The sequence below is a fragment of the Colwellia demingiae genome (genome assembly GCF_007954275.1).
Lineage (GTDB): Bacteria > Pseudomonadota > Gammaproteobacteria > Enterobacterales > Alteromonadaceae > Colwellia > Colwellia demingiae.
The window spans coordinates 482,728-494,871 of record NZ_VOLT01000003.1; the positions used below are offsets into that span (position 1 = coordinate 482,728).

The 12,144-nt window shown below is 38.5% G+C and carries 12 protein-coding genes; 2 read left to right on the forward strand and 10 right to left on the reverse strand.

The features are described 5' to 3' along the window. Positions 1 to 321: 321 nt before the first annotated feature. The 9 genes from fdx to trmJ all read right to left on the reverse strand — a co-directional run bounded on the left by fdx (position 322) and on the right by trmJ (position 7,898). Positions 322 to 660, reverse strand: a complete 339-nt coding sequence (fdx, locus tag ESZ36_RS07725; RefSeq protein WP_101153542.1) for an ISC system 2Fe-2S type ferredoxin — start codon at positions 658 to 660, stop codon at positions 322 to 324. 36 nt (positions 661 to 696) lie between these two features. Beyond that, positions 697 to 2,559, reverse strand: a complete 1,863-nt coding sequence (gene hscA / locus ESZ36_RS07730) for a Fe-S protein assembly chaperone HscA (protein ID WP_146785879.1) — start codon at positions 2,557 to 2,559, stop codon at positions 697 to 699. Between the two features lie 109 nt (positions 2,560 to 2,668). Continuing rightward, complete coding sequence (gene hscB / locus ESZ36_RS07735; protein ID WP_146785882.1) at positions 2,669 to 3,196, reverse strand: co-chaperone HscB; 528 nt, start codon at positions 3,194 to 3,196, stop codon at positions 2,669 to 2,671. 171 nt (positions 3,197 to 3,367) lie between these two features. Beyond that, positions 3,368 to 3,691: an iron-sulfur cluster assembly protein IscA gene (iscA, locus tag ESZ36_RS07740; protein ID WP_011041971.1), complete on the reverse strand. Its 324-nt coding sequence runs from the start codon at positions 3,689 to 3,691 to the stop codon at positions 3,368 to 3,370. Positions 3,692 to 3,702: 11 nt separating this feature from the next. Beyond that, a complete protein-coding gene (iscU, locus tag ESZ36_RS07745) occupies positions 3,703 to 4,086 on the reverse strand; it encodes a Fe-S cluster assembly scaffold IscU (protein ID WP_011041970.1) in 384 nt (127 codons plus the stop codon). A gap of 102 nt (positions 4,087 to 4,188) precedes the next feature. Next, positions 4,189 to 5,403 carry an IscS subfamily cysteine desulfurase gene (locus tag ESZ36_RS07750; protein ID WP_011041969.1) on the reverse strand — a complete coding sequence of 405 codons (1,215 nt, stop codon included), beginning with the start codon at positions 5,401 to 5,403 and terminating at the stop codon, positions 4,189 to 4,191. Between the two features lie 48 nt (positions 5,404 to 5,451). Continuing rightward, positions 5,452 to 5,958: a Fe-S cluster assembly transcriptional regulator IscR gene (iscR, locus tag ESZ36_RS07755; protein WP_011041968.1), complete on the reverse strand. Its 507-nt coding sequence runs from the start codon at positions 5,956 to 5,958 to the stop codon at positions 5,452 to 5,454. Between the two features lie 270 nt (positions 5,959 to 6,228). Further along, a complete protein-coding gene (gene cysE, locus ESZ36_RS07760; RefSeq protein ID WP_146785884.1) occupies positions 6,229 to 7,038 on the reverse strand; it encodes a serine O-acetyltransferase in 810 nt (269 codons plus the stop codon). A gap of 38 nt (positions 7,039 to 7,076) precedes the next feature. Next, a complete protein-coding gene (gene trmJ / locus ESZ36_RS07765) occupies positions 7,077 to 7,898 on the reverse strand; it encodes a tRNA (cytosine(32)/uridine(32)-2'-O)-methyltransferase TrmJ (protein ID WP_146785886.1) in 822 nt (273 codons plus the stop codon). A 600-nt stretch (positions 7,899 to 8,498) separates the two neighbouring features. On the opposite strand from trmJ, the gene suhB reads away from it, so the two are divergent. After that, the gene (gene suhB, locus ESZ36_RS07770) at positions 8,499 to 9,302 is read left to right on the forward strand and encodes an inositol-1-monophosphatase (protein ID WP_146785888.1); all 804 of its coding nucleotides are present in this window, start codon (positions 8,499 to 8,501) and stop codon (positions 9,300 to 9,302) included. Positions 9,303 to 9,439: 137 nt separating this feature from the next. Further along, positions 9,440 to 10,231 (forward strand): uroporphyrinogen-III C-methyltransferase, encoded by a 792-nt coding sequence (gene cobA / locus ESZ36_RS07775; RefSeq protein ID WP_146785890.1) that lies wholly within the window; start codon positions 9,440 to 9,442, stop codon positions 10,229 to 10,231. Positions 10,232 to 10,368: 137 nt separating this feature from the next. Here the strand turns inward: cobA and ESZ36_RS07780 are convergent, their stop codons facing one another. Then, positions 10,369 to 11,769: a DEAD/DEAH box helicase gene (locus tag ESZ36_RS07780; protein WP_146785893.1), complete on the reverse strand. Its 1,401-nt coding sequence runs from the start codon at positions 11,767 to 11,769 to the stop codon at positions 10,369 to 10,371. Positions 11,770 to 12,144: the final 375 nt, after the last annotated feature.

Consider the following 12,144-nt stretch of genomic DNA (forward strand, 5'->3'; position numbering starts at 1 on the left):
CCAAATAAAATGACATGATTGTCTATGTCACACTATTAAATTCCCATTATATTTATCAGCTTTTTTTAGATTGATAAAAACTGATTACTAAAAATTTATCACTATATCGCATTATTTTTTAAAAATTAATAGTGAGGTGTTGATGACTTTTAAGGTTTGATGCTGGGAGTATCTGAAATCAATATTGATTTATTTTGAGGAACTATATTTTTTCACAAAGCAAATCACGGATAGGCATTATCAATTCCTCCCCAAGACTAAAAAAGGGTAATAACATTCTCATGTTACAACCCCTTCAAAATATGATGTTAATAAAATCAACTAGTGAGTTTCAGAAACCATATTAACTGTGTATTTAGGAATATCGACTACTAAGTCTTCATCACCAACAATCGATTGGCAGCTTAGGCGAGATTCAGGCTCTAAACCCCATGCTTTATCAAGCATATCTTCTTCAAGTTCATCGCCCTCTTCGATAGAGTCAAAACCTTCTCGAATAATGACATGACACGTAGTACAGGCACATACTTTTTCACAAGCATGTTCGATACCTATGTCATTTCTTAAGGCAACGTTTAACACGCTCTCACCTTTTTCGGCTTCAACTACTGCGCCATCTGGGCATAACTCTTCATTAGGTAAAAATATAATTTTTGGCATTTTATTTATTCTCTGTTTGCGAGGCTTTCGCCAAATCTAAATTTTATCAACTGCCTGACCCGCAAGGGCTTGGCTAATTGAACTATCCATACGGCGTTCAGCAAATATTGCTGTGCTATCGTTTAACTTATCAAGCGCATTTTCTATCGCTTTAATATCAATACCTTGGCTTACTTGCGCCAGTGATTTAATAGCGTTTTCAATAACGTTCACTTCATCACTATTGAGTAATCGACTGTCGGCAACTAAAGCGGCCTGAACCGACTCTATAACGCGTGAAGCTTCAACTTGCTGCTCTTTCAACATACGCGCTTGCATATCTTCTTCAGCATTACTCATTGAGTCTTTAATCATCTGACTAATTTGATTGTCATCAAGACCAAATGAAGGTTTTACTTCAATACTCGATTCAACACCTGAAGACTTTTCCATCGCCGATACAGAGAGTAAACCATCTGCATCAACTTTAAATGTGACTCTTATATGTGCTGCACCTGCAGTCATTGCCGGAATACCTCGCAATTCAAAACGGGCTAACGAACGGCAATCTTCAACCAATTCACGCTCACCTTGTAATACGTGAACAGCCATAGCCGTTTGACCATCTTTAAAGGTGGTAAACTCTTGCGCCTTTGCTACAGGTATTGTGGTATTTCGTGGAATAACTTTTTCTACTAAACCGCCCATGGTTTCTAAACCAAGAGATAACGGTGTAACATCAAGTAATAACATATCACTATCAGGTTTATTACCCACTAATACATCCGCTTGAATAGCCGCGCCAATAGCAACCACTTTATCAGGATCAATTGACGTTAACGGTGTTTTATTAAAATGTTTTTCAACTTCGCTACGCACTAAAGGTACGCGAGTTGAACCACCAACCATGACAACTTCGATGACTTCATCGATAGTAATATCAGCATCTTTGAGTGTGCGACGACAAGCACGTAATGTTTTATTAACTAATGAGCCAATAAGTTCATTCAACTGTACTTTGGTTAAACTTGTTTTCCAATCACTGTCACCATCAAGAGAAATAGTGATATCAACTTCTTCTTTAGTTGTTAACTGCTCTTTAGCAAAACACGCTTGCTGCATCAGTTGGCGTTCTAGTGAAGGTGATAAGGGTCTTACTAAACCAGCTTGCGCAACAAGGTGATCAACCAATACAACATCAAAGTCATCACCACCAAGCGCAGAATCACCGCCCGTTGCTAATACTTCAAAAATACCTTTATTTAAACGTAAAATAGAGATATCAAAGGTACCACCGCCTAAGTCATAGACAGCAATGACGCCTTCTTGACCAGAATCTAAGCCGTAGGCTACAGCGGCAGCTGTTGGTTCATTCAATAGTCGTAGTACGCTAACACCCGCTATTTTAGCCGCATCTTTTGTACTTTGTCTTTGTGCATCGTCAAAGTGAGCTGGGACGGTAATTACAACACCAGTGAGCTCGCCACCTAAAGCAGCTTGTGCTCTTAAGTTTAAGGTTTTTAATATTTCTGCAGATACTTGAACTGGGTTAACAGCGCCTTGCCTTGTCATAATTTCAGGATGATTTTCATCTCCACAAAACTCATAAGGTAAAGAGGGATATTTGCCTTGAATATCTTTCAGTGAACGGCCTATTAAGCGTTTAGCAGAAGTAATGGTATTCTGAGCATCTTCAATACTAAGTGCTTGAGCTGTCTGACCAACTAAAATATTGTCTGCTTGATAGCTAACAATAGATGGCAATATATCACGGCCTTCGTCATCACTTAAGGTACTTGCGTTACCGCTTTGTACACTGGCTATTAAGGAGTTCGTGGTACCAAGATCAATGCCTGCAGCTAATCTGTGTTCATGAGGAACGGTGCTTTGACCGGGTTCTGCAATTTGTAATAAAGCCATGATGTTATTTCAATGATTTAGTTTAAGGTTAAGTTTAGGTTTGTTTTTCTTAGCTTAGTATTTCTGAGTTTAGTAAAAAGTATTTATTATTGAGTGTTTGCTAGTCACACTAGTCATCCAATAAACTGTCTTCAAGACGGTCCACTTCAACATTTAACTTTTGATAAAACTTCAATTTACGTAAATTATCGCATGCGGCACTATTTGATGCTGCATTATTTTCACTAATCTGTGTTCTCATTATTTGAGAAAGTTCTATGTATTCTGTCGACAAAACACTTTGCACTTCAAGTAAAGCTGCATCAACGTCACCAGAGTGTCTAACGTCTTCAAGCATCTCTCGCAATTCCATTTGACGCATTAAAAAACTGGTATCTTGGAAAGAATGCTGTTCGTTCGGCATTTCTACACCACGTTGCACAAGAATATATTGAGCACGTTGTAATGGATTTTTAAGTGTTTGGTAAGCGTCGTTAATGTGCGCAGATTTTTGTACAGCTATTCGCTGCTCTTGCTCGGATGCATGAGCAAACTTGTCAGGATGCACAGCCTTTTGCAAGGTTTGATAATTTGATGAAAGTTGCTGTAAATCGACATCAAAGGAGACTTCAATGTTGAATAATTGAAAGTAATTCACTGCTTATACCTAGAGGAAATGGTCTAAAAGCTTTCTATAATAAGCTAAATTTTAATAATGTTTTAAACTCCAATAAACTTGGTTCAAGTACAAGGCAAAAGCGCGGAGTTGACGTTAGTCAATGAGCACTTTCAACGCCGTAATTGAATCAAGTTGCAAAGAGTTTACACATTAAACGTTAAACGACTCACCACACCCACATTCACCTTTAGCGTTGGGATTGGTGAATTTAAAGCCTTCGTTCAAACCTTCTTTAGTAAAGTCGAGTTCAATACCATCAAGGTAAACTAAGCTTTTCGCGTCGATGATGATATTAACATCTTTAATGTTAAACAATTGATCATCTTCATTTAAATCATCTACAAATTCGAGCACATAGGCTAAACCTGAACAACCAGTGGTTTTAATACCTAAGCGAAGCCCAAGTCCTTTGCCACGGTTTTGCATGAACGATTGAACGCGTTCAGCAGCAGCAGGAGTCATGGTAACAGCCATTGTTATCTCCGTTATTTACTTTGCTTGGATTTATAATCTTCAATCGCTGCTTTAATAGCATCTTCCGCTAAAATAGAGCAATGAATTTTTACTGGTGGTAGCGCTAACTCTTCAGCAATCGCGGTATTTTTAATTTCACCCGCTTCTTCAATTGATTTACCTTTAACCCACTCAGTAACTAATGAGCTTGAAGCAATCGCAGAACCACAACCGTAAGTCTTGAATTTTGCATCTTCAATGATACCGTCATCAGAAATTTTTAGTTGTAACTTCATTACGTCACCACACGCTGGTGCGCCAACCATACCAGTTGCTACTGATGGATCGTTTTTATCCATTGAACCTACGTTACGTGGGTTCTCATAATGATCTAGTACTTTTTCGCTGTAAGCCATGTGACTCTCCTAGCATGTGTCAAATAATCCGTAAGAACTATTTAACACCAAATGTTATTTAAAATAATGAATTGTTTACTAAACTTTTATTATAAAGAGTGTCTAGTGAGCAGCCCATTCAATTGAATCTAAATCGATACCATCTTTGAACATTTCCCAAAGCGGTGACATATCACGTAAGTGACCAATTGCACCTTTAATAAGTTCAATTGCGTAATCAATTTCTTCTGTCGTAGTAAAACGACCAAAGCTAAAGCGAATTGAGCTATGCGCCATTTCATCATTTAGACCTAAAGCACGAAGTACATACGATGGCTCTAGGCTTGCTGATGTACATGCACTACCAGATGATACCGCTAAATCTTTCAATGCCATGATGAGTGACTCACCTTCAACAAAGTTGAAACTAACATTTAAATTACCAGGGTAACGTTTATCCGCATCACCGTTAATAAAGACTTGTTCCATGCTATTTAAGCCGGCCCATAAACGATCGCGCATTGCAGTAACATGTGCTTGATCTTGTGCCATTTCTTCTTTAGCTAATCGACATGCTTCACCCATACCAACAATTTGATGTGTCGCTAAGGTACCAGAACGCATACCACGTTCATGTCCGCCACCATGTGTTTGTGCTTCTAAACGAATACGTGGTTTACGGCTTACGTATAACGCGCCAATGCCTTTAGGTCCGTACATTTTATGCGCTGAAATTGACATTAAATCAACTTTCAATGCTTGCATGTCGATGTTAATTTTGCCTGCACTTTGCGCGGCATCAACATGGAAGACAATTTTACGTGCACGACACATTTCACCAATTTCACTGATGTCTTGAATAACACCAATTTCATTGTTTACTTGCATGATACTTACTAAAATAGTGTCATCACGCATAGCGTCATTCAATTTATTTAAATCAATTAAACCGTTTTCTTCAGGATCAAGATACGTCACTTCAAAACCTTGACGTTCTAATTCACGACACGTATCTAAAACGGCTTTATGTTCAGTTTTGCAGGTAATAATATGCTTGCCTTTCTTATTATAGAAATTAGCAGCACCTTTAATAGCAAGGTTATTAGATTCAGTAGCACCTGACGTGAAAACAATTTCACGTGGATCAGCATTAATCAATTCAGCAATTTGATTACGAGCGATATCAACCGCTTCTTCAGCTTGCCAACCAAATTTATGTGAACGAGATGCAGGGTTACCAAAATGACCATCATTGGTCATGTACTGCATCATTTTTTCTGCTACGCGCTTATCTACTGGTGTAGTAGCTGAATAATCAAAATATATAGGAAGCTTCATTCGCTAACTCTCTCCGATGGTAAATATTTAATACGACGCGACTAGTTATTACCAGTCGTTCATTACATCTTTTGTGGTTATTAATGTTTCTAACGCTATGCTTTTGTGAGCATTGATATGTAATTTATCTTGGCGCTTAGAAACTTCTTGTACATCACCTTTCGCGACTAATTCGGATAAGGTGATATTTTTCAAGAATTCTTCAATTCGTTGGCTTAATCCTTCCCACAGGGAATGAGTTAAGCATTGTTCTCCATCCTGGCAATTGCCTTTACCTGAACATTTAGTTGCATCAACACTTTCATTCACAGCATAAATAACATCTGCAACGGCAATCTGCGCGGAGCATCTGCCCAAGCGATAACCGCCACCAGGACCACGAACACTTGTCACAAGCCCTTCTTTACGTAAACGTGAAAAAAGTTGCTCTAAATATGACAAGGATATACCTTGGCGCTCTGAAATATCAGCCAAAGATACAGGTCCAGACACTGCATGAATAGTAACGTCTAACATGGCAGTAACTGCGTAACGACCTTTAGAGGTAAGTTTCATAATCTGTTCTCAAACACTATGTTGGTGTACTCAAAACATCAATTTAGTAAATGACTAAATTAAAACCATTTGGCAGCAAAACAGAATATTAAAATAATATAAATGTCCTACTTTGCAAATGCTGGGCAATTTTACATAACCCTACAAATTAGTCAAGTAAATACCCTAGTAATTTACTCAGGTATTATACACCAAGAAATATCATGCGAGAAGTAATAGTTGACTGTTTTACTCAACTATTACTTTTATTACCAGAATTGAATAGCGAGGTTAAATTTCAGGATCAAAGCTTGCCACTTTATTTTCACGGCGCTCTGCCGCTGCTTTTTCATCTTCGACAAACTCACCTACTCTTAATTCAGGTAAGTTTTTAGGGCAAATATCACCACCTAAGGTGTTAATTTCTTTGCAAAGTTCACTCACCCTATCATCCATTAAATGCATATGATCAAGTAAACGACCAATGGCTTTAGCCACAGGATCTGGATTATCATGGGACACAGCATAAGCATCAAAGCCATATTTTTTAGCAACTTCTTCTCGCTGCTGGTTTTCATCTTTACTATGCTTATCTGGCACGATTCGACCCGGAATACCAACCGCAGTAGCATTAGCAGGTAAATCTTTAACAACAACAGAGTTAGAGCCTACTTTACCGCCCTTACCTATGGTTATTGGTCCAAGTACTTGCGCGCCAGCACCTATAACAACATTATCTTCCAACGTTGGATGACGCTTTCCTGCCTTCCAACTTGTCCCACCTAAGGTGACACCATGATAAAGCGTGACATCATTGCCTACTTCAGCGGTTTCACCAATAACGATGCCCATACCGTGGTCAATAAAAACACGGCGACCTAATTTAGCGCCAGGGTGGATCTCAATACCTGTTAACCAACGAGAGAACGTGGATATGATTCGCGCTAAGAGTTTCCAATTAGCACACCATAACCTATAACTTAATCGGTGAATCCAAATTGCATGTAAGCCCGGGTAATTGAGGATAACCTCAAAACTAGTACGAGCGGCTGGATCTCTATCAAAGACACTATTGATATCTTCTTTGATACGACTAAACATAAATTATTCCTTCTCTTTTCTTTTCTATTAAGTGGCGGTTATGACTTCTCTTTACTAGACCTTTCCATCGAGGCAAAAATCCCACGCATCATCTTAATTTCTTTAACGTCTGGTCTTGCACGATTGAATAAACGTCTTAGTTTAGTCATCACTAAACCTGGATGATTTTCTACAATAAAACCTGTCGCTTTAAGTGCTTTTTCAAAGTGCTGATAAAAACGTTCAGTTTCTTCGATAACAGGATACAGTTCATCATCTTCATTTTTAGTCTTGGCAATTGAATTACCATTACCTGTACTACGTTCTTGATAATTTTGATCATGCGCTAATAAATAACTAGTACGTACTTCATAACTTAAGGTCTGTACGGCCATTGCTAAATTTAACGAACTATACTCAGGATTTGCTGGTATCTGAACATGAAAATGACAAAGTTGTAATTCTTCATTGGTTAAACCACTATTTTCACGCCCAAAGACTAACGCGACTGGATATTCATCCGCTTCAGCAATCATCTTTTCACCGCAACCTCTAGGCTCTAACATAGGCCAAGGTAATGTACGTGAACGAGCACTTGTACCGACAACTAAGCCACAATCTTCAATAGCCTCAGCCAAAGTGCTAACAACTTTAGCATTAGCTAAAACGTCGGTAGCTCCTGCAGCCATAGCTTGAGCTTGACCATTAGGCATTTCAATAGGATCGACCAAAATCAGCTGACTTAGTCCCATTGTTTTCATTGCACGTGCCGCACTACCAATATTTCGGCAGTCGGAAGTGTTAACTAAAACAATTTTAACACGGTCTAATAATGTACCCGTGATATTACCTTGTTGAGAATCTTGCTGAGAATCTGACATTTTTTACTCTTCTTGTTTGCTTATTCGGGAAAATACCATCGGACTAATTTATTGATCACTTAGCGAGAATAAAAAGGCTTAAACACAGTCATTGGTTGTAGAGAATAGTTATCCTATTATCAAAATCAATCACGCTATATAAGTCTTGTATTTTCTTATTAGGTAAGTGCCTCTGCAAAAGCTTATTAGCAAACTGATAACAACACAAAAAAAATGAAATATAGTCTAACTATACTCACATTATTTTACCCGCTCTAAGTTCGCTACTGAAGCGCTAAGTTTTGCAATAAATGAATTCGTTGGTATAAAGCCCATCTAGATGGCCAATATTCTATCATAGAAGATTACTGCTGTAGCTAACAAAAAGCACGCTTATTGGGCATATTTATCTATGGTAATTTGATATTTAATAGTTTTTTTTTCTATATAGAAAAGTGATTGTCCAAATTGATTATTAATTGAACATTTATTTAATAATATTATCGCTAAATGTTTTTTTATTTGCTATAATTTGCGCGCTCAATTTTCAAGACTTTTCAAGACAATGTTTGCTTGGAAATGTATGTTCTTTTAAAATTTATTTACAAATAGGTACTCTAAATGCATCCCATGCTAAATATTGCCGTGCGCGCAGCGCGTACAGCCGGTAAAGTTATCGTTCTCTCTATGGAGCAACTTGATAAAGTTGAAGTTGAATCAAAAGGAACTAACGATTTCGTAACCAGTGTTGATATTAGCTCTGAAGAAGCCATTATTGAAACTATTCGTAAATCATACCCAGATCACACTATTATTGGTGAAGAGTCTGGTGTTTTAAAAGGCAGTGATGACGATTACCAATGGATTATTGATCCACTAGATGGCACAAGCAACTTCATCAAAGGCATTCCACACTTTGCCGTTTCAATTTGTTTAAAAGTTAAAGGCAAATTAGATCAAGCTGTTATCTTTGACCCAATTCGTGGCGAATTATTCTCAGCCAGTCGTGGTAAAGGTGCACAATTAAACGGTTTCAGAATCCGTGTAAATAAAAACAAAGAGATTGCAGGAACTATATTAGCTACTGGATTTCCGTTCAAACACAAACAACATAGCGTTGCTTATATGGCAATGTTTTCAAATTTATTCCAAAAATCTTCAGATATGCGCCGTTCAGGTTCAACTGCACTTGACCTTGCCTATGTAGCAGCAGGTCGTGTTGATGGTTTCTTCGAAATTGGAACTAAGCCTTGGAATACCGCTGCTGGTGAACTTTTAGTGATTGAGGCAGGTGGTTTAGTTACTGACTTTACTGGCGGTCATAATCATTCGAATTCAGGCAATATTGTTGCAGCAAATACCCGTATATTAAAAGATGTTTTAAAAGAAATTCGTCCACATTTAGGTGATGCGCTTAGCAAGTAAGTCTTGTATGACTTGAGCTAAGTTATAGCAGAATAATATTAAGCGCCACAGCAACCTTAGTAAATTAAGGTCACTGTGGCGCTTTTTTTGCTTTAGACTACCAATATAGTTATTTGTACATATTGTTAAGAGAGCTCATGGAAAATACGAATACAACAAAACAAGCCTTTATTGCTGGAGAAGTTGCCCTAGTTGGCGCCGGTCCAGGAGATCCAGATTTACTCACTCTACAGGCCTTTCGTTTTATCAAACAAGCTGAAGTTGTTATCTATGACAGGTTAGTCAGTGCAGAAATAATGGCATTACTGCCAAGTGATTGCCAACAAATATATGTTGGTAAAAAACAAGCAGATCATAGAGTTCCACAAGAAGGCATCAATCAGTTACTGGTTGATTACGCTTTATTGGGCAAAAAAGTGGTGCGTTTAAAAGGTGGTGATCCTTTTGTTTTTGGACGAGGTTCTGAAGAGGCACAGTTCTTATTAAGCCATGGCGTTGCTTGTCATATAGTCCCAGGAATGACAGCCGCATCGGCTTGTACAAGTTACGCTGGTATTCCATTGACTCACAGAAAAGTCGCGCGAAGTTGCACCTTTATAACGGGTAATGTGCAAGATAATGGTGCATTAGATCTGCCTTGGCAGGCATTAAATGATAAAGAGCAAACCATTGTTTTTTACATGGGGATAAAAAGCTTACCTATAATCACCGCTCAGCTCACAGGAGCGGGTCGTGATATAAATACACCAGCTGCATTAATTAGGAAAGGCACTCACCAAGATCAACAAGTGATAAAAGGGACATTAGCAAATTTAACCGAATTAGTGGCTTTGCATAAGATTACGCCACCAAGCTTAATTGTGATTGGTGATGTTGTAGGACTATTCCCCAGTGAGCAACTAACTAACTTAGGCTACCTGACACCTTAAATATTTTAATTTATTTAAGGTGTTGAGCTTCAAAATTTAGCATAAAAAAAGCCTTATGAAGAATATTTATTATTCGTCATAAGGCTTTTTTATTAATTAATTCTGAGGACAATTAATTTCTGAATCAACTATACCGTTTATTTTGTAGGGCGTACTGCTCTACGTGGTTTAGGTCCAGTACCATCGTATTCAGGCTTTTTACGTCTAGAAGAATCATTGCCCGATTTTGCTTTATTTCCACCTGCATTGTTACCATTAGCATTACGACCTGATCGTTGACCATCTTTGTGCTCAACTCTGCCATGACCTGCCCCTTGAGGCTTTCCAGACTTTGGTGGCTTACCTGTTCTTAAAGGTTTGATAGCACGTGATTCACCTAACTCATTTGCAGGTATAAACTTCTCAATAACTTTTCGTTCAATGTGCTGCTGAATAACATGCTCAATGCCCCACAATAAATCTAACTCGTCGGCACACACTAGAGACAACGCTTGTCCGGTATTACCTGCACGGGCTGTTCTACCAATACGATGAACATAATCCTCAGGAACATTCGGTAAATCAAAGTTAACCACTTGTGGTAATAAATCAATATCAATGCCGCGCGCTGCAATATCGGTAGCAACTAATATCTTTACACTGCCATCTTTAAAGGCAGCAAGCGCTTTAGTACGCGCTCCTTGGCTTTTATTACCATGAATCGCCGCTGCAGTTAGGCCTTCAGCTTCAAGGTGCTTAGTAAGCTTGTTTGCGCCATGTTTGGTTTTTGTGAAAACCAATACTTGTTGCCAATTATTTTCTTGTATGAGATGCGTTAACACGGCAGGTTTACGTTTTTTATCAACCGCTGTTAACCATTGAGTCACTTTTTCAGCGGTGCTATTTTCTGCATCCACTGAAATTTCTAGTGGTTGATTCACCAAACCTTTAGCTAACGCACGAATTTCAGGTGAAAATGTTGCCGAAAACAGTAAGTTTTGACGGTCTTTTGGTAATACAGCAATAAGCTTTTTAATATCACGAATAAAGCCCATATCTAACATACGGTCGGCTTCATCAAGAATAAATACTTCTAATTGACTGAACTTTACTGCTCTTTGGTTGTATAAATCGAGTAAACGTCCTGGTGTAGCTACAAGTACATCTACACCTTGGCGAAGACGCGTTATTTGTGGGTTAATTTTAACGCCGCCAAAAACGACCATAGAATGAAGGTTTAAATACTTACCATATACTTCAATGCTTTCACTGATTTGCGCGGCTAACTCACGAGTCGGCGTAAGTATTAGTGCTCTAACATTATTCGGTGATACTTTTTTGCCTTTACTTTCACTCAGGCGTTGTAATAACGGTAAGGTAAAGCCAGCCGTTTTACCGGTACCTGTTTGCGCAGCCGCCATGACATCACGTCCGGAGATAACAGCAGGAATAGCTTGTGCTTGAATAGGAGAAGGTGTTTCATAGCCCTTATCACGTACTGCTTTTAGTAATGCTTCTGATAAGCCTAAATCAGTAAACTTGGTTGGGGTATCACTCATAAGAAATCTCTTTAAAAAATATCAAGCAAATACTGACAGCGCAATTGAAAATGTTGGCAGCATGAAAGGCCGTGCAGCATACAGCAAGGTTAATACCAAGTCTATACCCAAGCCATTTGAAGCTGCGTGTTTCAGGACGCGTGAGCCATTGATGATCAAGGCGCCTCATTTCATTAATGGTTATTTCCTTAACAAATGAGGCAACGAATAGCATAAATTGCTCAGGTGTCCCTCAGGGCTGGTTTAGGAACGCTTTATGCTACGTTATTGATTTCAACAAGAGAACAATCCTTATCGCCCAGATACTTACTGCAATCAATGGGCATATAGCTGCACTTCGCAGATCAACTAAAATTCATAAACGCCATAAACAAA

Bases quoted from the DNA above. Each gene is read 5' to 3' on its own strand.
- fdx (WP_101153542.1), bottom strand. From the start codon at position 660: ATGCCAAAAATTATATTTTTACCTAATGAAGAGTTATGCCCAGATGGC.
- hscA (WP_146785879.1), bottom strand. From the start codon at position 2,559: ATGGCTTTATTACAAATTGCAGAACCCGGTCAAAGCACCGTTCCTCAT.
- iscA (WP_011041971.1), bottom strand. From the start codon at position 3,691: ATGGCTGTTACCATGACTCCTGCTGCTGCTGAACGCGTTCAATCGTTC.
- iscU (WP_011041970.1), bottom strand. From the start codon at position 4,086: ATGGCTTACAGCGAAAAAGTACTAGATCATTATGAGAACCCACGTAAC.
- ESZ36_RS07750 (WP_011041969.1), bottom strand. From the start codon at position 5,403: ATGAAGCTTCCTATATATTTTGATTATTCAGCTACTACACCAGTAGAT.
- iscR (WP_011041968.1), bottom strand. From the start codon at position 5,958: ATGAAACTTACCTCTAAAGGTCGTTACGCAGTTACTGCCATGTTAGAC.
- cysE (WP_146785884.1), bottom strand. From the start codon at position 7,038: ATGTTTAGTCGTATCAAAGAAGATATCAATAGTGTCTTTGATAGAGAT.
- trmJ (WP_146785886.1), bottom strand. From the start codon at position 7,898: ATGTCAGATTCTCAGCAAGATTCTCAACAAGGTAATATCACGGGTACA.
- suhB (WP_146785888.1), top strand. From the start codon at position 8,499: ATGCATCCCATGCTAAATATTGCCGTGCGCGCAGCGCGTACAGCCGGT.
- cobA (WP_146785890.1), top strand. From the start codon at position 9,440: ATGGAAAATACGAATACAACAAAACAAGCCTTTATTGCTGGAGAAGTT.
- ESZ36_RS07780 (WP_146785893.1), bottom strand. From the start codon at position 11,769: ATGAGTGATACCCCAACCAAGTTTACTGATTTAGGCTTATCAGAAGCA.